This is a genomic window from Pontibacter kalidii (assembly GCF_026278245.1).
Taxonomy (GTDB): Bacteria; Bacteroidota; Bacteroidia; order Cytophagales; family Hymenobacteraceae; genus Pontibacter; species Pontibacter kalidii.
The window spans coordinates 1,473,914-1,495,509 of the sequence record NZ_CP111079.1 but is presented as its reverse complement, the minus strand read 5'-3'; the positions used below and the strand labels follow the sequence as shown (position 1 = coordinate 1,495,509).

The window sequence follows — 21,596 nt, the reverse complement described above, 5'->3', positions numbered from 1 at the left end:
CATAACGATCTTAAAAGGCCGATGCCTTCAGCCTTAGCCCCGCCTGCTCGTTTAGCCCGAACAGCAGGTTCATGTTCTGCACGGCCTGGCCGGAGGCTCCTTTCAGCAGGTTATCGATCAGGCTGGTGATGACCAGGTAATCGCCTTCCTTCTGCAGGTGCAGCAGGCATTTGTTTGTGTTCACTACCTGCTTCAGGTCCGGGGTGCTTTGGCTGATGCTCACGAACGGATGGGTACTGTAAAAGCTAAGGTAAAGTTGTTCTGCCTCTTCCTGGCTTAGCCCGCAGCGGGTATAACTGGTGCAAAGTATGCCACGGGTAAAAGGGCCACGGTACGGCACAAAGTTTATACCTGGCAATGCATTGGTTTGCATCCCCTGCAGGGTACGGCGGATCTCGTGCAGGTGCTGGTGGTTGAGGACTTTATAGTTGGAGATGTTGCCGCTGCGCCAGCTGTAGTGCGAGGTGGCACTCAGGCTCTGGCCAGCACCGGTACTACCCGTGATGCCACTTACGTGCACTTCCTCGGTCAGCAGGTTTTGCTGCGCCAGCGGCAGCAGCGCCAGTTGAATAGCGGTGGCAAAGCAGCCGGGGTTGGCGATGCTGTGCGCCTGCTTTATACTTTCGCGCTGCAGTTCCGGCAGCCCATATACAAAATCTCTCTCACAGCCACTTACTACCGCTTCCTTCAAGCTTTCATTCCAGCGGAAGTCCTGGCTCAGGTCGATGATTTTTACACTTGCTGGCAATTGCGCAGCCTCTAAAAACTGCTTTGCCGCCCCATGCCCTACACACAAAAACAGCACATCCACGCCCTGCTGCAACTCGTCAGTAAAGTATAAGTCTGTATCCCCGAACAGGTCTTGGTGCGTATCATATACCGGCTTGCCGGCCTGGCTGTTGCTGTGCACAAAGGCAATTTCTACATTGGGGTGGTGGAGGAGCAGGCGCAGCAGTTCGCCGCCGGTATAGCCTGCGCCGCCTACAATGCCTGCTTTTATACTTAATCCGCCCATTCCGCTGTGTTGTTTACTGTGTGGTACATTTTGGTTTGGTTGCCGAAGATCTTGGCAAAGCCTTTCACGTCGTCGGAGGTCCAGGCGCGGTTCATCTCGCCGTAGCTGCCAAACTTATCGCTCATCAGGTCGTGTGCGCTCTCAATGCCCTGCACCTGGAAGTGGTAAGGCGCTAGCTGCACAAACACTTTTCCTGTTACGTTTTGCTGGGTGCTCTCCAGGAAAGCCTCGATGTCGCGCATGGTCGGGTCGAGCAGCTGCCCCTCGTGTAGCCAGTTGCCGTACCAGGCCGACAGCTGGTCTTTCCAGTAGAGCTGCCACTTGGTAAGCACATGCTTCTCCAGCAAGTGGTGCGCCTTGATGATGACCATCGGGGCGGCCGCCTCAAAGCCCACACGGCCTTTAATGCCGATGATGGTATCGCCTACGTGCATGTCGCGGCCAATGGCAAAGGGCGCGGCCAGCTCCTGCAGGTACTGGATGGCCTGTACCGGGTGCTCAAACGATTTATCATTAACGCCTTTCAGTTCGCCCTTCTCAAAGTGTAAGGTCACGCGCTCCGGCTCGGTTTTGCTCAGTTGTGTAGGATAGGCCTCCTCCGGCAGCGGCAGGTGCGAGGTCAGGGTTTCCTTGCCTCCCACGGATGTTCCCCAGATGCCCTTGTTGATCGAATACTGCGCCTTCTGGAAGTCCATCTCCACGCCATGCTCTTTCAGGTAGGTGATCTCCTCTTCGCGCGAGAGTCGCTTATCGCGGATCGGGGTGATGATCTCCACCTCAGGAATCAGCGCTTGGAATACCATGTCGAAGCGCACCTGGTCGTTGCCGGCACCGGTACTGCCGTGAGCCACATAGTCGGCTCCTATACTTTTCGCATGGTTGGCAATGGCGATGGCCTGTGTTACGCGCTCGGCGCTCACGCTCAAGGGGTAGGTGTTGTTCTTGAGGATGTTGCCGTACACCAGGAAGCGGATGCAGCTGTTATAAAAGTGCTCTGTCTCGTTGAGGTGGGTGTGCTGTTTTACGCCCATCGCGTAGGCCCTGCGCTCAATTTCTTTCAGCTCCTCTTCCGAGAAACCGCCGGTGTCTACAATGGCTGAGTATACTTCCAGGCCGAGCTCCTGTGCCAGGTAAATGGCGCAGTAGGAGGTGTCGAGGCCGCCGCTAAAGGCTAAAACTACTTTCTTCATTTCTATGTTTATACTTGCTGATGATGCGAATTTATACTTTTAGAGTGCTCATTTCAGGGTTATGAAGACCCGACTGCTGCTGTCCTGGCTTCTGGCGGTGGCGCAACCAGCGCTCGTTCACACTACTTTGCTTGGGCGCGGGCTTTTTCTCCACCACCGGCAGGGCCATAAAATCCTTCTCTTTGGTCGGATCATAGAGCATGGCGGTGCAGAGGCAGTTTGTGCGGTTCTTGCTCTGCAGGATCTCGAAGTTTACGCAGCTGCGGCAGCCCTTCCAGAACTCCTCATCGTCGGTCAGCTCGGAATACGTAACAGGCGTGTAGCCGAGGCTGGAGTTGATGCGCATCACGGCCAGGGCCGTGGTCAGGCCGAAGATCTTGGCATCGGGATACTTGGTGCGCGACAGCTCGAATATCTTCTTCTTGATCTGGCGCGCCAGCCCGCTCTTGCGCAGCTCCGGCGACACGATCAGGCCCGAGTTGGCCACATACTTGCCGTGGCCCCAGGTTTCGATGTAGCAGAAACCGGCCCAGCTGCCATCGGGGTGCAGCGCGATCACGGCTTTTCCTTCCAGCATTTTCTGGGCAATGTAATCCGGGGAGCGCTTGGCAATGCCGGTGCCGCGCGCCTTAGCCGAAGACTCCATCTCGGTGCAGATTTGCAGCGCATGGATAATATGTTGCCCTTGGGCAACCGTCACGATGAATGCAGGTTGATCCATTCTTATCTAAACTATAGCCATGCTGCCAGGGAGCACAGCTCATTCAGCTTTAAAAAATTAAACCGGAATTAAATAAATGCATCGGCAAAACGGGCAAAAGCCGGAAAGCCATAAAACGTGATGCAGGAAAATTGTGGATGGATGACTACCGCATAGGCAGTCGGGAAAAACGCAGGCTACCGCCTGTAGCGGACCGCAGGATTGATAGCCCTCAAAACTACCCTTTCGGAAAAGGCAGAAAAAGTCGCACCCACCGTGTCTGGAGAGTGTTTTATCATGTCAGATGATAAAAGCGCCTTTTTTTTCATTTCGTTTCTAGAGAATAGTGGGTCGTTGTTATACCCTAATTAGCAATGCAAATGTTTCGTAATAGAAATGGCAATTGCAACTAACGGCGTAAGATTGTTTAAAAATTTATACTTCAGCAGACATTAACAACAATCCTATACTTTAAAAGCTGCTCCCTCTATACATTCGGAACGCTATTAAAGTTCGGGCGCCATACTTCTAAGGCAAAAAATGTAAATTGCGGCCGCAATAGCCCCTGCGGGTTAGACGCACTTAAACGTTGCTGGCATGAAAAACCTCTCTATCAGAGTTATCATTGGTATCCTCTTCTCGGCCATCGGCCTGGTGTCGCTGTTCTTTACCCGGGATGCGCTGATGGCGGCTATCTGGTTGAGCTTTGGCAACGGGCTTATACTTTCGGACCTCCGGTTTACCGGTGTGGATGAGCGGGGGAACGAATATGTGAAGCCAATCCCCAGGGTGCGCACCTATGCCGCCATCCTGCTCATCGTATTTGCCGTGCTGCTGCTTATCTTCCAGATCTTCCTGGACCTCCAGCAGCCGGGAGCGGCCGCAGCGCTATAAACTCAGATGCGGCTCTGCAGGACAAAGTCCACATTTATGATCTGCTGCTCCCGCTTTAGCCGAAGCTTAAGCTTACGCCCGGGCTTGCTGTCGAGCATGTTCAGCAGCTCCTGCAGCTGCAGTTCCTGACAGTCTCTGCCGTTTATGAGTAGGATCTGGTCGCCCGGCTGCATGCCCACCATCTTAGCCGGTGAGTCCTCCACCACATTGGAAACCACGTAAAAATTGGCCCCTGGCAGCGGCGTGCTGATCTCAAACCCTGCCATGTTATAGTTGAAGGGCTCCTTAAACCTGCGGTTAGGGAGGAGTGTGATGCGCTGGTGCGGGTAATCGAAGATGACCGTGAAGCGTTTGAGGATGGCGGACCCCAGGTTTCCGTTACGGCCGGCAATGTTGAGTGCCAGCTTCACCGCCTCCTCGTCAGGGTAAGAGGCGGTCAGGTTCTCCAGTTTATACTTGCCCAGGCTGAAGCCCTCCAGTCTCCCTATTTTACCATTTATATCCCCCCCCAGGCCCCTGCCCAGGTAGGCCTGCATCACCTTTGGGGGTAGCGTCAGTCGCTCGTTGGTGGGCAGGTAAAGCGAGAGGCTGTGGCTGGCGCCAGTATCCACGATCAGCTTCACGTCCAGCGAATCGCCATTGTGCTGCCTCACCGAGCCATACAGGTAGGGTTTAGAATCCTCGATGTGCAGGGGGTATTCCTCCGCCCTTCGTTTCTTCTTTAACTTAACATCAGGCCTGTAGAGGGTTATGGTCTCGCTGCTATAGTTTATCTTCACGATAAAGTTCTTGAAGATATCGTAGCCGATGATGCCGTGCACGGGCATCCCCATCCGCATGGAAAGGTCAAAGACATCCTCCAGCAGCACATACACCGTATGGTTATCGCCCCTCACCCCGGGCATGTACATGTTGTTGCCGGTACTGTGCAGCGCCTCCACGGTGTAGCCCTCCCCCAAGCCCCTGATCTTGATCCGGTTGAACTCGTTCAGGTCAAGGGAGTCAGAAAAATACAACTGCGTGATCAGTGTGTTGCGCACCCCGGAATCCAGGATGAAGTTGAGGGGCCGGGAGTTGTTGATCCGCACCGGAAGCACGATGAGGTTGTGCACCAATTTGAAGGGCAACACAATCTTGCTACGGTTCGAGGTAAAGTAAACCGTATCGGGCTGCTCCGGTTGCTGCGCCTGTACCTTGGTAGCGGGCATCAAGAGAAACAGGCAGGTTAGGAAAATCGCAAAGAAACCGGCTTTTCTCATAGGCTGGAGATTGGTTTGTAAAACCTTCCGTTCATTTCCTTATTATACGGTTAAGTCCGCAAAGCGGGGATGGCTTTACTCCCTGAAGTATAAGATGTTACGACTTTATTTCCTAAGGCGCAGGCGAAGGTACAACGGTAGGTGAGATGGGCTCCCTCCCCGCCAGCTAATTCCAGGCTTGCAGGCTCAGAAAGACTTCCATCCCCTGCTTCCCGCAGAATTGAACTCAGCTAATAAAGTATAGCTTACCGGCTATACCTGCATCCTTTCCTCCCACGGCCCTGCATCAACTGATTTGCATAAATCCCATCCCAAAAAACTATAGGCAAGGCTTACCTCAGGCGCTTTTAGCCATTTTCACGTGAATTTGGCTCAAAAAAATAGTACCTTAAGGTATCACCTCATCTGACACTATAGCATAAACTTATACTTTTCTAATACATGCACTACATCGACCTTTCTATTTTCGTGCTATACATGGTAGCCATGCTGGGGGTGGGTTTCTACTTCCTGCGGAAAAACAAAGGGGCCGAGGATTATTATGTGGGTGGGCGGAGCATGAGCAGCAGCCACATCGGCCTGTCGGTGGTAGCCACAGACGTGGGCGGCGGCTTCTCCATCGGACTGGGCGGTCTTGGCTTTGCCATGGGCCTCTCGGGCTCCTGGATGCTGTTCACGGGTTTGCTGGGGGCCTGGCTGGCGGCGGTTTTCCTAATCCCGAAAGTAAAGAGCAACCCGGCTTTTGCCAATTTCTTCACCTTCCCGCAGATCTTCGGCTATTACTTTAACGCGCGGGTGGCGCTGCTGGCGGGCATTATCTCGGCCATTGGCTACACCGGCTTCACCAGCTCCCAAATCCTGGCGGGCGCCAAACTGGCCAGCGGCACCTTCATCAACCTCGACCTGAACACAGCCCTGCTGATCATGGGCATCATAGCCGTGGTGTATACTGTGATGGGTGGCATGAAGGCTGTTATTTACACCGATACCATCCAGTGGATCATCCTGATGGGCGGGCTCATCTTTATCGGCATACCGGTGTCTTTCCTGGCTGTGGGAGGTATAGAAACACTTGACTTCTCCCGTCTCCTTAGCCCCACTTACCTGGCCGAGCAGGGAGGCAGAAGTATGGCGGCTATTCGGGCCACCCTCCCGCCTGAGTTTCTGAGCCTGACCAGCATCACCTGGCAGCAGATCGTAAACTGGGGCATCACCATCATCCCGATCTGGTTTGTGGGCATGACGCTATACCAGCGCATATATGCCTGCCGGGATGAGAAAACGGCCAGGCGCGCCTGGTTCATCGCCGGGCTTTTCGAATGGCCTATTATGGCGTTCATGGGCGTTGGGCTGGGCATGCTCTCGAGGGTGGCCGCCGAGCAGGGGATGTTCGATGCCCTGGGCGCCGGTGCCGTGCTGGACCCTGAGTCCGGACTGCCGATGCTGCTGCGCACAGTGCTGCCGGTGGGTTTGATGGGCCTGATGCTGTCGGCCTACTTCTCTGCCATCCTTTCCACCGCCGACAGCTGCCTGATGGCTTCGTCGGGAAACATTGTGACGGATGTGCTGAGCCACTTCTTCAAGATCGACCCGGACTCCCCCAAAACATTGCGGCTCTCGCAGTTGGTGACGCTGCTGGTGGGCTGCTTTGCGCTATGGCTGGCCACGATGATGACCAATGTGCTTGACCTGATGCTCTACTCCTACGCCTTTATGGTGTCGGGGCTGTTTGTGCCGGTGCTGGGGGCGCTGTTCTGGAAAAGGCGCAGCAGCGTGGCTGCGTTCTGGGCTATGCTGATCGGCGGCGTGGTAACGGTCACGCTCCAGGTAAGCACCCTGGCCTCTCCCGCCCCGGATGCCGACCTCACCGGCCTGGCCCATACCTTACACCCCTACTTTCCGTCTGAGGTGAGCCAGAGCTGGCTGAGCTTAAGCGGGTTTGAGCTGCGCGAGTTGGTGCAGCGAACACTTTCTGCCCACAGCATCGTACATATCTCGTGGCTGGGCCTCACATTTGCCCTGCCCTTTCACCTCGACCCGAACCTGTTTGGCCTGACGGCCTCGCTTATAGTTTACATCACACTAACATTTTTGTATCCTGACAAAAAGAACAACACACCATGGCAAACAACAACGGCATCAGCTACCAATACTATACTCCGGCAAACCACGCAGCCCTGAACCAGGACGAAGTGCTCGATTTCCTTTTTGAGCACCTGGATGAGTATGGCGACAAGCGGGAGGATATTGCCAAATGTATGGAATATGCCCTTTCGGAAGCGGAAGGCAAAGGCGGATCGGTGTTGGTAGCCCGTGAGAACGACCACGTAGTGGGCGCCCTGATCCTGAACAACACCGGCATGAGCGGCTATATACCCGAAAACATATTGGTGTACGTGGCGGTGCACGGCAGCACGCGCGGAAAAGGCGTGGGCAAAGGACTGGTGCAACTGGCTATAGACAACACCCAGGGCAGCATTGCGCTACACGTGGAGCCGCAGAACCCGGCACGTCACCTGTACGAGAAGCTTGGTTTCTCAAATAAGTATTTGGAGTATAGACTAACGAGATAATATGGCAGTTCTGAAGCTGTACCACAACAAACTACAACACAACTACAACCACCTCGATGAGGTTTTCCGGGAGCACGGCATCGACTGGGGCATTGTCACCAAACTGCTGTGTGGCCACGAGAAATTCCTAAAAGAGGTGCTGGCCCTGGGCGTGAAAGAGGTGCACGACTCGCGGGTGACAAACCTTAAAGTAATCAAACGGATGGACCCCAGTGTACAGACCGTGTACATCAAGCCGGCCCCCAAGCAAAGTATACCGGACATCATCCAATACGCCGACGTGAGCTTTCAGACGGAGCTGGAGATTATCCGGCTGCTCTCGGAGGAGGCGGTGCGGCAGCAAAAGCTGCACAAGATCATCATCATGATCGAGATGGGCGACCTGCGGGAGGGCGTGATGGGCGAAGAACTGGTAGATTTTTACGAGAGTGTGTTTGAGCTGCCCGGCATCTCGGTGATCGGGCTGGGCGCCAATTTTAACTGCCTGCACGGCGTTATGCCCACGCAGGACAAGCTCATACAGCTGTGCCTGTACAAGCAGATCATCGAGGCCAAGTTTAACCGCGAGATCCAGTGGGTGTCGGGAGGCACCTCGGTTACCATTCCCTTGCTCTTCAACCACCTGCTGCCAAAGGGCGTGAACCACTTCCGCATTGGCGAGGCGCTGTTCTTTGGCCTGAACCTGTTTACCAACGAGACCTTTGAAGGGATGCACGACGACGTGTTTGAGCTGGTGACAGAGATTATTGAGCTCACCGAGAAACCGATGATCCCGAGCGGGGTACTGGCCGAGAACCCCAGCGGCGAGAGCTTTGAGGTGGATGAGAGCCTCTACGGCAAAACCTCGCACCGCGCCATACTCGATGTGGGCCTGCTCGACATCAACCCCAAGTTCCTGATTCCGAAGGAAGAGAACATCAGCGTGATCGGGGCCAGCTCAGACATGCTGATCGTAGAGCTGGGCGAGAATGCGCAGAACTTTAAGGTAGGCGATGTGCTGCGCTTTAACCTGCGCTACATGGGTGCCCTGAGCGTGCTCAATTCGCGCTACATCGAGAAGGAAGTCGTACGATAGATTGCGTCGCTTTCACTCTTGCCGGAGGCCGCTGCTCCTACTTTAAGCAGTGGCTTCCGGCATTTTATACATTTGGCCAATCCGATCAGCGCCATGCCCCACAGCCCCCGACAAGGCATCACACAACATTTATATTGCCTGTAACGTCTTAATCAACAAGTATAACTAACGCCTCCCTGCTTTGAACGAGACCGCTACCACCAAACCGAAGCTATACCACCGCATCATTTACCCGCTCCTGGATTTTATCCGGGCGGAGTCCTTCAGCGGCATACTTTTGCTGTTCGTCACCCTTGTGGCCCTTGCCTGGGCCAATTCCCCCTGGGCGGAAACTTATGAGCAAGTATGGAATACACCTTTCACTATTGCTTTAGGAGATTATGGTTTAACCAAAGCTGCCATCCTTTGGATAAACGACGGCCTGATGGCCATTTTCTTCTTCGTGGTGGGGCTGGAGATAAAGCGTGAAGTGATGGTGGGCGAGCTCTCCTCTTTCCGAACGGCCGCTTTTCCGGTGATGGCGGCGCTAGGCGGTATGCTGGTTCCGGCAGGCTTTTTCGTGCTCCTGAACCTGGGCGGAGAGGGCATTTCCGGCTGGGGCATCCCCATGGCCACCGATATCGCCTTTGCTTTGGGCATACTGACACTGCTGGGCCGGCACGCGCCGCTATCGCTCAAGCTTTTCCTCATCGCCTACGCCATCGTGGATGACATCGGAGCTGTGCTGGTGATTGCGCTGTTTTATACTGCTGAAGTTAATTTCCTGAGCCTCTGGGTCGGTTTCCTGTTGTTCGGGCTGCTGCTGGTGGGCAATGCCCTTAAAATGCGCAACATCTGGATCTATTCGCTAGCAGGCGTGGTGATGTGGGTGGCCTTCCTGCTGTCCGGGGTGCATGCTACCATTGCCGGTATACTGCTAGCCATCACCATTCCGGGCCGCTCTAAAATCACGGAGCAGGAGTTTATAACGAGTACCGGCGAGATCGTGGAGGACCTTCATACCTCGCACCTGGCTGAAACAAGTGACCCGGACCAAAGGCCAAGTCGCGAAGCCTACCAGGGCGCTGTCTACACCATCGAGGCCAACTGCGAGGAAGCGCTCTCGCCGATGCATCGCCTGGAGCACTCGCTCCACCCCTTCGTCGCTTTCCTGATCATGCCCATTTTTGCGCTGGCGAACGCGGGCATTTTTATCAACGCCGATCTGGTGAACAGCTTAACTGCTTCCGTTCCGCTGGGCATCATACTTGGCCTGGTGCTGGGTAAGCCGCTCGGGATTCTTTTCTTTGCCTGGTTGGCCTCCGCCACGGGTATAGCCGCCAAACCAAAGGCTTTTAGCTGGATGCAGTTGTTTGGCGTAGGCCTGTTGGGTGGCGTGGGCTTTACCATGTCTATCTTTATCGCCAATCTGGCCTTCGCCGGGTCAACCATACTGCCACTGGCGAAGCTGGCCATACTTTGCGCTTCTGTGGTGGCGGGTGTAGTGGCCTACCTGCTACTTCGTTTTTCTGGCAGGAAGGCAATGATGGATGATGTGAATGTATAACTTCTGTTGCTGGATGATCTGGGTGAACAGAAGGGAGGGAGTCTGTTCTGTATTCACGTCTCCCCCCTGCTGTACCTTCCCCTTTATGCGGTTGCGAGGCCTGAAAAATAAATTAGTTTAACACCATAGGTGCCTAAAACGAATAATCAGCAGCCCGCAAGTATAGCCGGAAAGCAGCAGCAAGTATATTCGTGACTAAACCAAACAGCCTGCCTTGGATTCAAGACAGGCTGTTTGGACATATTCCTTATAAGTTGGAGATTAAGGGGACAGCAAAGCATCCAGAAAGCCCATGTCTTCATCCTTCTTCTTAAATACCAGCAACGGTATATCCAGGTCATGGCGCAGGATCTTCTCAGTTACGCTGCCCAGCACAAAAAGCGCCGCCGCCGACATACCCTTTGCCCCGATCACGAGCAGGTCGGCACGGTTACGTTTAGCCTCCACCACCACCAGCTCCCCGATATCGTCTTCGTCCTCCTGGCGCACCAGCGCAAGCTCCGTCCTGCCGCCCATTTGCGGGAAGCGCTGGGTCAGCTTTTCATACTTCCCCTGGGCAAAACCACGCATGCGCTCATCAAAAGATTCGTAACTCATGCCCAGGGTGCGGTAACCGGTAGGCACCTGGTATGCGTGCAGCAGCACCACCCGGATGTCCGTCTTCTCGTTGGCCACCTGCAACACGCGCTCCACGGCCATTACACTGTAGTCCGAGAAGTCGGTGCTCACCACCACGTTACGTAGCCTCGGCTCAGTGTTCTCCGGCACAAACAGCACGCTTATCCTGCCGGTGCGCAGCACTTTCTGGGCCAGCACGCCTGTGCCACGCAGGCGCAGCTTCCGGCCCATCAGCAGCAGGTCTATCTCTTTTACCTTGGCCCAGTGCAACAGCTCCTTTAAAGGTGTCCCCTCCTCCACCAGCACCTCTACATGCACCTGCGGCAGCTGCTGGAAGGCAGGCCCTACCTTTGTCATGATCATCTCCCGGATGCCCTCATCGGCCGGCAGCCCCGAGCGCTCCAGGCCATGCAGCAGTTCACTTGGCACCTCCAGGCTTTTCTCCACATGGATGAAGTATACGGTTCCTATATGCAGTTCCCGGCTAATAAAGGCTGCGTAGTGCACCATGGAGTCGTCCATGGCAGTGAGGTCGAGCCCCACCATCAGTCGGTTGATTCTATTCATAGTAGTAATCGTTGTTGGTTGTAGTTCGCAAAAAGCATACAATACCAGCCTGAGCCAGCCCTTATCTGTAACATTATAGGCGCTTCCTGGTAAGTATGCTTATACTTCATACGTCAACAGACACAAAACATATTCAAAAACCCGAATCTCATGCTGTACGCCATCCTTTTGGGTCTCTTCATGGCTGCCGTCGCCCCCCTGCTGCACCGGCTTCTGGGGCGTTGGGTGGCAGTACCGATGGTGTTGGTGCCGCTGCTGCTTCTCGGTTTGTACCTCTCCTTGATGCCAGAGGTGCTGCAGGGGCAGGCGGTGGTGCAGCAGTACGCCTGGGTGCCTGAGCTTGGCGTTAACCTGCAGTTCCGGCTCGATGGGCTGAGCCTGCTGTTCGCGCTGCTCATTTCCTTCTTCGGGGCGCTGGTGATGTTCTACGCCAGCGGCTACCTGGAGGGGGACCCGCTGCTGGGCCGCTTCTACCTTTACCTCACCCTGTTCATGACAGCCATGCTGGGGCTGGTAACCTCGGATAACATCTTCGGGCTATTTCTATTCTGGGAACTTACCAGCATCAGCTCTTACCTGCTTATCGGGTATAAGCAAGCCGAGAAAGAGGCGCGGGTGGCGGCGTGGCAGGCGTTGCTGGTAACCGGCCTTGGTGGCCTGGCCCTGATGGCCGGCCTGATACTGATCAGCCTGGCGGCGGGCAGCTATACGTTCAGCGGGTTGCTCGAGCAGCGGCCCGAGGTGCTGGGGCACCCGTTCTACCTGCCAGCAGTCATCCTCATCCTTATTGGATGCTTCACCAAGTCGGCGCAGTTCCCCTTCCATTTCTGGTTGCCCAACGCCATGGCGGCCCCTACCCCAGTGAGTGCGTACCTGCACTCGGCCACCATGGTGAAGGCCGGAATTTTCCTGCTGGCCAGGCTCTCCCCGGTTCTTTCGGGCCCGGATGTATGGCAATTCTCACTGATGGCGGCAGGCGGCATTACGGCCCTGCTGGGGGCTATACTGGCGCTGCAGCACACAGATCTGAAAGCTATACTTGCCTACACAACCATCAGTGCGCTGGGGCTGCTGGTAACCATGCTGGGCATCGGCACGGATGAGGCCATCAAGGGGATGCTGGTTTTTTTGCTGGCACATGCCCTCTACAAAGGCACGCTATTCCTGGTAGCCGGCGGCGTCGACCACAGTACCGGCACCCGCGACCTGAACAAGCTCCACAGCCTGGGCAAACAGATGAGGTACACCGGCACGGCGGCATCGCTGGCAGGGCTCTCCATGGCCGGCGTTATACCGTTCCTGGGCTTTGTGGGCAAGGAGCTGCTTTATGAGGCCTCCCTGGAGAATTACCTCATGCTGGGGATAAGTTTGGTAACAGGTGTGGCCTTTGTAGCTGTGGCCATTCTCATGGGCTACCGGATCTTCTGGCGCAAAGGGGAGAAAAAAAACCAGGTGCCCCCCCATGCCAGCTTCCGGTTATACTTCCCGCCGCTGGTTTTGGCCACTGGAGGACTGCTGCTGGGGCTGCTGGTTAGCTCGGTACCGCTGACGCTGCTGCAGCAGGGCGTGCGGGCGATCTCCGCTGACCCTACGCTGGAACTCAAACTGAGCCTGTGGCATGGCTTCACGCCGGTGCTGGGGCTGAGCATCCTCACGCTGCTGCTTGGCTTGGCCCTGTACCTGTACTTGCCCAGGCTGCGGTACCGCGCCACGGCGCTGCAGCCCCTGTACCGTTTTGGCCCCAACGCTATCTACCACAGGCTTTTCGAGCAATTCCTGCACGGCTCAAAGTCTTTCATACTCTGGCTTCAGGACGGGCGCCTGCGCAGTTACGTGATGTATATCATGTTCTTTTTCTGTGGTCTGCTGCTCTACGTACTCTGGCGCGACACCCCGGGGATTGATTTCAGAGAAAGGGTCTACCAGCTGCACGAGGTACGGCTGTATGAGCTGGTGGTGCTGTTCCTGGTCATCTCGGCGCTGGTGTACCTGCTGGGCACCCGGTCAAGGCTCACCTCCATTGTGGTGATGGGTTTGATCGGGTACTCTGCCGCCCTGTTCTACATCCTTTTCGGAGCGCCTGATGTGGCTGCCACACAGTTCCTCATCGAAACGCTGACGGTGGTGATCTTTGTACTGCTGCTGCACAAGCTGCCGGCCTTCATCTACCTCTCGCACCAGTTCATGAAGTATAAGTTCATTGCCATCTCCGTTGTTTTCGGGGCACTGATGACCTACGTAATGCTGCTGGTGCAGCAGCAGGCCGTCGACTCAGAGCTAAAGGAATACTATGGCAAGGCCAGTTACCTGGAGGCACACGGCCGCAACATTGTCAACGTGATCTTAGTAGACTTCAGGGGGCTGGACACGCTGGGGGAGATCACGGTGCTGGCTGTGGCGGCGCTCGGCATCTTCTCGCTGCTGCGCCTTAACCCGGAGAAAGGAGGCAAACCATGAGAACCATCATCTTCGCCACGGCCATACGCTACCTCACGCCGCTCTTCCTGCTCTTCTCGGTCTACATCCTGTTCCGGGGGCACAACCATCCGGGCGGCGGGTTTATTGGTGGTCTGATCGGCTCGATCGCCTTCGTGTTCCACGCATTGGCGCATGGCTCCGACCGCACCGTGAACACTTACTTCCGGATGAGAGTCTACAGCCAGGGCAAGCAGCCGGAGCATGACACGCCCCAGTATATGTGGGATCTGGTGCGCGCCAATACCTGGAGGAGGTCTGAGGAAGTAACCCCTTCCAATTGGCGCTACTACATCATCCGGGTAAGGCCGGCGTACATGATGGCCCTGGGCTTGTTCATGGCAGCCACCAGTGGGGTGCTGGGGCTCCTGCAGGGAAAGCCTTATATGTCCGCCATTTGGTTGGAGGGGAAGCTCCCGATTATCGGGACGCTGGGCACCCCGACCCTGTTCGATGCCGGGGTGTACCTGCTGGTGCTCGGCATGGTCCTGAAAATGGTTTTTACAATGTCTAAAGAATAGAGAAGAATGGAAACGCTGCTTCCGTTGATGGTAGGAACGCTCTTTGCCGTGGGTTTATACTTTATCCTGCACCGGCACCTGTTCAAGGTGATACTGGGCCTCATCCTTTTCGGGCTGGCCACCAACCTGTTCCTGTTCGTGATCGGGGGGCTTAGCCGGGGCGGCAGCGCCATCATTAACGAGGAGCACACCATTGCTACCGAGCCCTACGCCGACCCGGTGCCGCAGGCGCTCCTGCTCACCGCCATCGTGATCGGCTTCGGGATACAGGCTTTCTCCATCGTGCTCATCCGCCGGGTATACATGACCTTTAAATCTAACAACCTCGACGAGCTTCAGAAAGAGAATGAGGCGCAGTAGGCAGTGCCGCCGCCTTTATCCGGAAGGCATCCTTCCGAAACGCCCCTGCGTTTACGCAACAGAATTATTACGCTAACCACACTTTATGCCATCAGACTTATTGCTCGTATTGCCTTTGCTGATTCCGCTTTATGGTGCCCTGCTTTGCCTGGCATTCTGGCAGCGGGAGCAGTGGATGGCTGTAATGGCTGGGTTGGCGCAGATGGTGTGGCTGCTATCTACGGTGTTTCTGATGCAGCGGGTGCTGGCGCAGGAAGTGATCGCTACCCAGGTGGGTAACTGGCCCGCCCCCTACGGCATCACCCTGGCAGCAGATGTTTTCAGCGCGCTGATGCTGGTAGCTGCCGCCGTGATCGGCCTGTCGGTGTACCTCTTCTCCCTGCAGGGGCTGGATGTAACGCGCAGGCGCTTTGGCTATTACCCGTTGCTGCTGCTGCTACAGATGGGCGTGAGCGGCGTTTGCCTTACCGGTGACCTGTTCAACCTGTACGTGTGGTTCGAGGTGCTGCTGATCTGCTGTTTTGCGCTGCTGAGCCTGGGCGGCAGTAAAGGGCAACTGGAGGGGGCCATCAAGTATGTGACGATCAATTTCCTGGCATCGGGGCTGCTGCTCTCAGGGGTGGGCATCACCTACAGCCTCTTCGGCTCGCTGAACCTGGCAGAACTGGCCCTGCTGGTGCGGCAGCCGGAGCACCCCAACCTGCCTCTGCTAAGTATGGCCAGCGTCTTTTTCCTGGTTGGCTTCGGCGTGAAAGCCGCTATTTTCCCGCTTTTTTTCTGGCTGCCTGCCTCCTACCACACGCCGCCGATCGCTATCTCCTCATTTATTGCCGGGCTTATCACCAAGGTAGGCATGTATACGCTGATCAGGCTGTTCACGCTCCTCTTCATCAGCGACCTGGGGTTTGTGCTCCCGCTGCTGGCCCTGCTTGCCGGCTTCACTATGCTGATCGGGGTTATTGGCGCGGCGGCCCAGACCGATTTTAAGAAGATTCTCTCCTTCCACATCATCAGCCAGATTGGGTACATGCTGATGGGGCTTGCCATTTACACGCCGTTGGCTATTGCCGGAAGCATCTTCTTCATCATCCATAACATCTTCGTAAAGACCAACCTGTTCCTGATCAGCGGGGTGGTGGCGCAGCGTTACCGCACTTTCTCACTCAAAAAACTGGGGGGCGTGTACCTGCTGCAGCCGGTGCTGTCGGTCCTGTTCCTGCTCTCGGCCCTTAGCCTGGCGGGCACGCCGCCGCTCTCCGGCTTTTGGGGCAAGCTGATGCTGGCCCGGGCTGGCCTGGAAGCTGGTAACTATACCTTGGTGGGTGTTTCGCTCTGCGTCAGCCTCATCACCCTCTTCTCCATGACCAAGATCTGGAACGAGGTTTTCTGGAAACCCAGGCCGTTGGCCGTCAAAAAAGACACTATTATGGCGCCTGTTAACCCGATCCGGCTCTGGCAGCTGTACCTGCCCATTGTGCTGCTGCTGGCTTTTATACTTTTTATAGGTCTGTATGCACGGCCGCTGGTGCGGCTCTCGGAGCGGGCGGCAGACGGGCTGCTGCACATCGATACGTATACAAATACAGTACTCTCTAATAACAAAGTAAAATGATTGCTCAGTCATGAAGCTACTTCTCCTACATATTGTGCTGGCGGCCATGGTGGTGTACGTTTACTTTCAGTACCCCGACCCGCAGGTGCCCTACACCGCCCTGAGCACGACCCTGCTGTTCATGGTGCTGTTCCTCTTGCTCTGGCTGAGCTCGTACTTTTACCGCCGCTCCTACTTCCGGAAAGTACCGAAGCTGGTATACTTTATCCTGTTCTTCTTAAAGGAGCTTCTCATAGCCAACCTGAGAATCGCTTATGACATCATGACGCCGAACTACCGCTTGCAGCCAACGGTGATGGCGTTTCCCCTCAAAGCCCAAACCGATCTGGAGATTTCCATTCTGGCAAACATCATCGGGCTGACGCCCGGCACGATCAGTCTGGACGTGAGCGAAGACCGCAAAACGTTGTATGTGCATACGTTATACCTGAAGCATGGCGACGTAGAGCAGCTGAAACTGCATATTAAGAATGGTTTCGAACGAATGATCTTAGAACTGACCGCATGAGCTTTTTCCATATAACGCTAATTATTGCCATGATCATGCTGAGCGTCTGCCTGCTGCTCACTGCCATCCGTTTTGCCATTGGCCCCACCCTGCCCGACCGTGTAACGGCCTTCGACCTGTTTGTGGCCAACGTGATCGGCATCATTGTGATCTACACGGAGCTTACCCGCAACGAGGATTTTATAGACGTGGCCATGATCCTGTCGCTGTTCGGGTTCCTGGGATCCATCTCGTTTGCGTATTACATCATGAGGATAACAAAATAAACGATGGAAGAAAGTATAGACTGGGTACTGGTAAAGGAGATTATAAGCTGCGTGTTTATACTTGTGGGCGTGGGATTCATGCTCATCGCCTCCATAGGGCTGCTGCGCTTCCCCGACTTTTACATCCGCATGTCCGCTATTACCAAGGGCTCCACGTTGGGTGTAGGCCTGATCATGATGGGCATGGCGATTTACTTTAACCAGCCCGGCGTGCTGCTGAAAGTGCTGGCCATCATCGTGTTCACTTCCATAACGGCACCTGTGGCAGCCCACGTAATAGGGCGCACCGCCGTGCAGAACAGGATTCCGTTCTGGGAGAAGACCAACCTGGAGGAGTTTAAGGCATACCTGGTAAAAGCGCACCTGGAGCAGCTGGTTAGCCACGATAAGTATCTGGAGGAGAAGGCTAAGATGGAGAAGGAGATGGGTGATGCTGCTGGTGATAACGTATAAACGGCCTGACAGACTCGGCATACGTATGGTGCGACTCCACGGAGGTAAGGATATGGTCGGGATAAGTTAGCGCCGTCAGCCGCCCCCCGAACACGCAACCGGTATCAATGTTAATGGTATTGTTGCGCCAGCTTGGCTCGTGCACCGGTGTATGGCCGTATACCACGATCGCTTTCCCGCAATATTCAGCGGCCCAGTCCAGGCGGATAGGCAGCCCTTTGTCGTCAGTTTCGCCGGTGGTGGGGCCGTAGAGGCAGAGCTCCCGTACGCCTTTGGTGTTGCGTCCGTGAAGGCGCTCCTCCAGCCCGGCATGCGCGACAACCAGCCGCCCCTCGTCCAGTATCACATGGTGCGGCAAAGTGCTCAAGAAATGCTTTACCCGCTCCCGGAACACCGCGTCGTACGACTCCAGCTGCGCCTTTGTCAGCTCCAGCCCGTGCCTTACCTGCACGTTGCGGCCCAGCAGCAGGCGCAGCAGCTTGTCATCATGGTTCCCGCTTACGCAGTAGGCGATCCCCTGCTCCGCCATGTCCATCACCAGGCGCAATACCTCTGGCGAGTTAGGTCCGCGGTCTACCAGGTCGCCTACAAAAACAGCTTTGGCTCCCATGGGTGGCACCACCTCATACTTGGACTCCACCTTATCAAAATGCACCTGGTAGCCCAATTGCCGTAGTAGCTCCATCAGCTCGTTAAAGCAGCCATGCACATCCCCTATCACATGGAAAGGCCCATGCTCCTCCGTAAGTTCTAGATTAAAAAAAGGATGATCCACCCCTTTGCCCATACACACTTTGTTACGTTAAACATACGCGCTGTAAGCAGCGCCTCTATATTAACAGCGAAAGCCCGCCTGAGGTTAGCCCCGGGCAAACATTTTTCAAAAAAGGCCTGATTAAAAGAGTGCAAAAATAAATTGGCCTTCGCTACGGGTCTTCCTACTTTTGCAGGGATATAGACCAAACACTTTCAGGTAGTTCCGCACATAATGCCCTCTTCCTACAAAAAATCTAAAATACCGCTGCTGTGGCTGCGCCGCCATACCTCCGACCGCGAGTTCATGCTTATCTCGAGCGTACTGGTGGGCCTGACGGCCGGCGTGGCTGCGGTCATCCTGAAGTCGCTGGTGCACTATATACAGCTGTTGCTGGCCTACGGCAACCGCCTGCTCGACCAACCTTACTGGCTTGTGGTGTTCCCATTCATAGGCATCCTGCTCACCGTGCTTATCGTCAGGGTATTCTTTAAGGGTAGCATCGGGCGCGGCACGGCAAATATTCTGTTCAATATCTCACAGAAATCAAGCCTGGTGGAGCGGCACAAAATGTTCTCGCATGTGTTGACCAGCGCCGTTACGGCCGGCTTTGGCGGATCGGCTGGCCTGGAGTCGCCCATCGTGGTCACGGGCTCCGCCATTGGCTCCAACTATGGCCGCGAGTACCACCTCAACTACCGCGACCGCACCCTGCTGCTGGCCTCAGGAGCCGCTGCCGGTATCGCCGCCGTGTTCAACGCGCCCATTGCCGGTGTGCTGTTCGCCATTGAGGTGCTGCTGACCGACATCAGCATCTCCGCCTTTATCCCGTTAATCATCGCGGCGGTGGTAGGTGCCCTCAGCTCCAAAATCATCCTGGAGGAAGACATCCTCTTCAACATCAGCAAAACCGAATTTTTTGCCGCAGAGCATGTGCCGTTTTATGTGCTGCTGGGCATACTTTGCGGAATGGTCTCGGTGTACTACACCCGGATGGCGTTGCGTGTGGAGGAAATTTTCGAAGATTACCGGGCCTCCGCCTTTAAACGCGCCATCATCGGAGGAGCTTTGCTGGGCCTGCTCATCATGCTGTTCCCGCCACTCTTCGGGGAGGGGTACGACAGCATCCGGCTGCTGGAGCGCGGGCAGGCGCAACTGCTGCTGCAGGACAGTTGGCTGGCTTTTTTCGGCACCAACGAGTGGCTTTTACTAAGCTTTGTGGGGGCGCTGGCGCTGGTAAAAGTCTTTGCCACCACCATCACCATCGCCTCGGGCGGTAACGGCGGCAACTTTGCCCCGTCGATGTTTGTGGGGGCCAGTACGGGTTATTTTTTCTCGCGCATCATCAACATGCTCCACATCAGCAACCTGCCCACCAGTAGCTTCTCGATGGTGGGCATGGCCGGCATACTGAGCGGGGTGATGCACGCCCCGCTTACCGCCGTCTTCCTGATCGCGGAGATAACGGGAGGCTATACCTTGATGATCCCGCTGATGATAGTGGCGGCCAGCTCGTTTGCCTTGGTAAAGTATTTTGAGCCTTATTCCCTCGATACGAAGAAACTGGCGCAGAAAGGCCAACTGCTCACCCACAACAAGGACCGCACAATCCTGCGCATCATGAAGATACAGCACCTCATCGAGACGGACTTTCAACCGATTTCGCCCGAGGCCACACTAGGCGAGTTCGTGGAGGTGATCGCCCATTCGCGCCGTAACCTCTTCCCGGTGGTAACAGCAGACGGCAGACTGGACGGCGTGATCCTGCTGGAGAACGTGCGCGAGATCATGTTCAAGACGGAGAAGTATGACACGGTGAAGGTAAAGGAGCTGATGATCAAGCCGCCCGCCATTGTGCAGTACGATGATAGCATGGCCGACGTGATGAAGAAATTCGATGAGTCCGGCGCCTGGAACCTGCCCGTGCTACAGGGTGGCATTTATCTTGGCTTTGTCTCCAAATCCAGCATCTTCACCAAATATAGAAAGCTGCTGATCAAGACGACGAATGTGAATTAATTTTGAAGGAGCGGATGAGCGAATGACTTTAGATAGATACTATTCACTCCTAAACTCCTTCTCTCATTGAGATTTCCCTTTCCGCCACAGCTCCCCATGCCTGATCTGCAGCGGTGAGGGGATGTTGTTGTGGTAGAGTTGCCCGGTTCCCAGCCCCTGGGGTAGGGTGATGCCATACTGCGCCGTGAACTGGGCAATCGCGTTGAGGCCGATGTTGGATTCAAGCGCGGAGGTCATCCACCAGCCGATCCCAAGCTCCCCGGCCATGCGTATCCACTCGGCGCTGGCGGCCAGGCCTCCCACCAAAGTTGGCTTCAGGATAATGTACTGCGGCTTTATACGTTCCAGCAAGGCCGCTTTTGCCTGCGGCTCCTGCACCCCGATCAACTCCTCGTCCAGGGCGATGGGCAGGGGCGTGTAGGCGCAGAGCTGCGCCATCTCCTGCAGCTGGCCCTGCTTTATAGGTTGCTCGATAGAATGTAGTTCATACTTTGCCAGGCGCTCCAGCTTTTTAAATGCCTCCTGTGGCGAGAAGGCGCCGTTGGCATCCACGCGCACCGTCAGGCGGTCCGCCCCTGCTACCTCTCTTATACTTTGCAAAATCTCCAGCTCTGTGGTAAAGTCCAGGCTGCCGATCTTCAGCTTCAGGCATGTATACCCCGACTCCAGCTTCTGCGCTATCTGCTGCTGCATAAAGCTCCGGTCGCCCATCCACACCAGTCCGTTTATCGGGATGCCCTCCTCACCACGGCTGAAGGCATTGTCGTAGAGCAGGCCCTTGCCGCCGTTTCCCAGATCCAACAGCGCAGTTTCCAGCGCGAAGCGCAGCGCGGGCCACTCCTGCAGCCCCAATTCCTGCGGCAATTCTGCCTCCATACCAAACTCCACCTGCCGGTTATTCACCAGCTCGGCTACCTGCTGGAGCTTGTGTGCTATCTCGGGTCGGAAATCTATACTTAGCCCTGCCAGGGGAGCGCACTCGCCGGTGCCATGTACTTCTGACGTTTGTGCGTCCCACACCTTGACAAAGTATACTTTGTGCTCCGATATGGCGCCGCGGCTGGTGCGGGCATCGAACTTAAACTGTAGCGTATGCGGGGAAAAGCTTAGTTGCAGGTTCATGTTATGGTGCTGTTTAAGGGGGTAAGATAAACCATAATCACGGGATTTACCGTAAATGAACAACAAAGA

At 55.5% G+C, this 21,596-nt stretch carries 20 protein-coding genes; 13 read left to right on the top strand and 7 right to left on the bottom strand.

What is annotated here, in order from left to right; genetic code table 11:
• Positions 1-10: 10 nt before the first annotated feature.
• The 3 genes from argC to OH144_RS06385 are packed head-to-tail and all read right to left on the bottom strand — an operon-like array spanning position 11 to position 2,926.
• On the bottom strand, positions 11-1,015 hold the full coding sequence (argC, locus tag OH144_RS06395) for an N-acetyl-gamma-glutamyl-phosphate reductase (RefSeq protein WP_266205472.1): 1,005 nt from the start codon (positions 1,013-1,015) through the stop codon (positions 11-13).
• Positions 1,003-2,205 carry an argininosuccinate synthase gene (locus tag OH144_RS06390; RefSeq protein ID WP_266205471.1) on the bottom strand — a complete coding sequence of 401 codons (1,203 nt, stop codon included), beginning with the start codon at positions 2,203-2,205 and terminating at the stop codon, positions 1,003-1,005. Before OH144_RS06390 ends, argC begins: the two co-directional genes overlap by 13 nt.
• A 31-nt stretch (positions 2,206-2,236) precedes the next feature.
• Positions 2,237-2,926: a GNAT family N-acetyltransferase gene (locus OH144_RS06385; RefSeq protein ID WP_266205470.1), complete on the bottom strand. Its 690-nt coding sequence runs from the start codon at positions 2,924-2,926 to the stop codon at positions 2,237-2,239.
• A 576-nt stretch (positions 2,927-3,502) separates the two neighbouring features.
• Between OH144_RS06385 and OH144_RS06380 the strand changes: the two genes are divergently transcribed.
• Positions 3,503-3,799, top strand: a complete 297-nt coding sequence (locus OH144_RS06380) for a hypothetical protein (RefSeq protein ID WP_266205469.1) — start codon at positions 3,503-3,505, stop codon at positions 3,797-3,799.
• 2 nt (positions 3,800-3,801) lie between these two features.
• Here OH144_RS06380 and OH144_RS06375 read toward each other — a convergent pair whose 3' ends face one another.
• Positions 3,802-5,058: a retropepsin-like aspartic protease gene (locus tag OH144_RS06375; RefSeq protein ID WP_266205468.1), complete on the bottom strand. Its 1,257-nt coding sequence runs from the start codon at positions 5,056-5,058 to the stop codon at positions 3,802-3,804.
• A 441-nt stretch (positions 5,059-5,499) separates the two neighbouring features.
• Here OH144_RS06375 and OH144_RS06370 point away from each other — a divergent pair, with 441 nt between their 5' ends.
• The 4 genes from OH144_RS06370 (at position 5,500) to nhaA (ending at position 10,252) form a co-directional block, all read left to right on the top strand.
• The gene (locus OH144_RS06370; RefSeq protein ID WP_266205467.1) at positions 5,500-7,239 is read left to right on the top strand and encodes a sodium:solute symporter family protein; all 1,740 of its coding nucleotides are present in this window, start codon (positions 5,500-5,502) and stop codon (positions 7,237-7,239) included.
• Complete coding sequence (locus tag OH144_RS06365; RefSeq protein WP_266205466.1) at positions 7,179-7,631, top strand: GNAT family N-acetyltransferase; 453 nt, start codon at positions 7,179-7,181, stop codon at positions 7,629-7,631. The genes OH144_RS06370 and OH144_RS06365 overlap by 61 nt, the downstream gene beginning before the upstream one ends.
• A 1-nt stretch (position 7,632) precedes the next feature.
• Positions 7,633-8,706: an alanine/ornithine racemase family PLP-dependent enzyme gene (locus OH144_RS06360; protein WP_266205465.1), complete on the top strand. Its 1,074-nt coding sequence runs from the start codon at positions 7,633-7,635 to the stop codon at positions 8,704-8,706.
• A 181-nt stretch (positions 8,707-8,887) separates the two neighbouring features.
• Entirely contained in the window at positions 8,888-10,252 is a 1,365-nt protein-coding gene (nhaA, locus tag OH144_RS06355) for a Na+/H+ antiporter NhaA (protein ID WP_266205464.1), read from the top strand.
• A gap of 261 nt (positions 10,253-10,513) precedes the next feature.
• Here nhaA and OH144_RS06350 read toward each other — a convergent pair whose 3' ends face one another.
• A complete protein-coding gene (locus tag OH144_RS06350; protein WP_266205463.1) occupies positions 10,514-11,437 on the bottom strand; it encodes a universal stress protein in 924 nt (307 codons plus the stop codon).
• Between the two features lie 150 nt (positions 11,438-11,587).
• Here OH144_RS06350 and mbhE point away from each other — a divergent pair, with 150 nt between their 5' ends.
• The 7 genes from mbhE (at position 11,588) to mnhG (ending at position 17,632) form a co-directional block, all read left to right on the top strand.
• Positions 11,588-13,894, top strand: a complete 2,307-nt coding sequence (gene mbhE / locus OH144_RS06345) for a hydrogen gas-evolving membrane-bound hydrogenase subunit E (RefSeq protein ID WP_266205462.1) — start codon at positions 11,588-11,590, stop codon at positions 13,892-13,894.
• On the top strand, positions 13,891-14,433 hold the full coding sequence (locus OH144_RS06340) for an MnhB domain-containing protein (RefSeq protein ID WP_266205461.1): 543 nt from the start codon (positions 13,891-13,893) through the stop codon (positions 14,431-14,433). Before mbhE ends, OH144_RS06340 begins: the two co-directional genes overlap by 4 nt.
• Positions 14,434-14,439: 6 nt before the next feature.
• Positions 14,440-14,793, top strand: coding sequence for a Na+/H+ antiporter subunit C (locus OH144_RS06335; protein ID WP_266205460.1), 354 nt, complete (start codon positions 14,440-14,442; stop codon positions 14,791-14,793).
• A gap of 85 nt (positions 14,794-14,878) precedes the next feature.
• Positions 14,879-16,405 carry a proton-conducting transporter transmembrane domain-containing protein gene (locus OH144_RS06330; RefSeq protein ID WP_266205459.1) on the top strand — a complete coding sequence of 509 codons (1,527 nt, stop codon included), beginning with the start codon at positions 14,879-14,881 and terminating at the stop codon, positions 16,403-16,405.
• A gap of 10 nt (positions 16,406-16,415) precedes the next feature.
• Positions 16,416-16,913 carry a Na+/H+ antiporter subunit E gene (locus OH144_RS06325; protein ID WP_266205458.1) on the top strand — a complete coding sequence of 166 codons (498 nt, stop codon included), beginning with the start codon at positions 16,416-16,418 and terminating at the stop codon, positions 16,911-16,913.
• Positions 16,910-17,179, top strand: a complete 270-nt coding sequence (locus OH144_RS06320; RefSeq protein WP_266205457.1) for a monovalent cation/H+ antiporter complex subunit F — start codon at positions 16,910-16,912, stop codon at positions 17,177-17,179. The genes OH144_RS06325 and OH144_RS06320 overlap by 4 nt, the downstream gene beginning before the upstream one ends.
• A gap of 3 nt (positions 17,180-17,182) precedes the next feature.
• The gene (gene mnhG, locus OH144_RS06315; RefSeq protein ID WP_266205456.1) at positions 17,183-17,632 is read left to right on the top strand and encodes a monovalent cation/H(+) antiporter subunit G; all 450 of its coding nucleotides are present in this window, start codon (positions 17,183-17,185) and stop codon (positions 17,630-17,632) included.
• Here mnhG and OH144_RS06310 read toward each other — a convergent pair.
• Positions 17,586-18,419, bottom strand: a complete 834-nt coding sequence (locus OH144_RS06310; protein WP_266205455.1) for a metallophosphoesterase — start codon at positions 18,417-18,419, stop codon at positions 17,586-17,588. The genes mnhG and OH144_RS06310 overlap by 47 nt on opposite strands.
• Positions 18,420-18,620: 201 nt before the next feature.
• Between OH144_RS06310 and OH144_RS06305 the strand changes: the two genes are divergently transcribed.
• Positions 18,621-20,405 (top strand): chloride channel protein, encoded by a 1,785-nt coding sequence (locus OH144_RS06305; RefSeq protein WP_266205454.1) that lies wholly within the window; start codon positions 18,621-18,623, stop codon positions 20,403-20,405.
• 63 nt (positions 20,406-20,468) lie between these two features.
• On the opposite strand, the gene OH144_RS06300 is transcribed toward OH144_RS06305, so the two are convergent.
• Entirely contained in the window at positions 20,469-21,527 is a 1,059-nt protein-coding gene (locus tag OH144_RS06300; RefSeq protein ID WP_266205453.1) for an o-succinylbenzoate synthase, read from the bottom strand.
• Positions 21,528-21,596: the final 69 nt, after the last annotated feature.

Excerpts from the sequence above, each read along its gene's own strand:
- OH144_RS06390 (WP_266205471.1), bottom strand. The coding sequence starts at position 2,205 with ATGAAGAAAGTAGTTTTAGCCTTTAGCGGCGGCCTCGACACCTCCTAC.
- mnhG (WP_266205456.1), top strand. The coding sequence starts at position 17,183 with ATGGAAGAAAGTATAGACTGGGTACTGGTAAAGGAGATTATAAGCTGC.
- OH144_RS06370 (WP_266205467.1), top strand. The coding sequence starts at position 5,500 with ATGCACTACATCGACCTTTCTATTTTCGTGCTATACATGGTAGCCATG.
- argC (WP_266205472.1), bottom strand. The coding sequence starts at position 1,015 with ATGGGCGGATTAAGTATAAAAGCAGGCATTGTAGGCGGCGCAGGCTAT.
- OH144_RS06340 (WP_266205461.1), top strand. The coding sequence starts at position 13,891 with ATGAGAACCATCATCTTCGCCACGGCCATACGCTACCTCACGCCGCTC.
- OH144_RS06305 (WP_266205454.1), top strand. The coding sequence starts at position 18,621 with ATGCCCTCTTCCTACAAAAAATCTAAAATACCGCTGCTGTGGCTGCGC.
- OH144_RS06385 (WP_266205470.1), bottom strand. The coding sequence starts at position 2,926 with ATGGATCAACCTGCATTCATCGTGACGGTTGCCCAAGGGCAACATATT.
- OH144_RS06380 (WP_266205469.1), top strand. The coding sequence starts at position 3,503 with ATGAAAAACCTCTCTATCAGAGTTATCATTGGTATCCTCTTCTCGGCC.
- OH144_RS06320 (WP_266205457.1), top strand. The coding sequence starts at position 16,910 with ATGAGCTTTTTCCATATAACGCTAATTATTGCCATGATCATGCTGAGC.
- OH144_RS06360 (WP_266205465.1), top strand. The coding sequence starts at position 7,633 with ATGGCAGTTCTGAAGCTGTACCACAACAAACTACAACACAACTACAAC.
- OH144_RS06335 (WP_266205460.1), top strand. The coding sequence starts at position 14,440 with ATGGAAACGCTGCTTCCGTTGATGGTAGGAACGCTCTTTGCCGTGGGT.
- OH144_RS06310 (WP_266205455.1), bottom strand. The coding sequence starts at position 18,419 with ATGGGCAAAGGGGTGGATCATCCTTTTTTTAATCTAGAACTTACGGAG.
- OH144_RS06330 (WP_266205459.1), top strand. The coding sequence starts at position 14,879 with ATGCCATCAGACTTATTGCTCGTATTGCCTTTGCTGATTCCGCTTTAT.
- OH144_RS06350 (WP_266205463.1), bottom strand. The coding sequence starts at position 11,437 with ATGAATAGAATCAACCGACTGATGGTGGGGCTCGACCTCACTGCCATG.
- OH144_RS06300 (WP_266205453.1), bottom strand. The coding sequence starts at position 21,527 with ATGAACCTGCAACTAAGCTTTTCCCCGCATACGCTACAGTTTAAGTTC.
- mbhE (WP_266205462.1), top strand. The coding sequence starts at position 11,588 with ATGCTGTACGCCATCCTTTTGGGTCTCTTCATGGCTGCCGTCGCCCCC.
- OH144_RS06325 (WP_266205458.1), top strand. The coding sequence starts at position 16,416 with ATGAAGCTACTTCTCCTACATATTGTGCTGGCGGCCATGGTGGTGTAC.
- OH144_RS06375 (WP_266205468.1), bottom strand. The coding sequence starts at position 5,058 with ATGAGAAAAGCCGGTTTCTTTGCGATTTTCCTAACCTGCCTGTTTCTC.
- OH144_RS06365 (WP_266205466.1), top strand. The coding sequence starts at position 7,179 with ATGGCAAACAACAACGGCATCAGCTACCAATACTATACTCCGGCAAAC.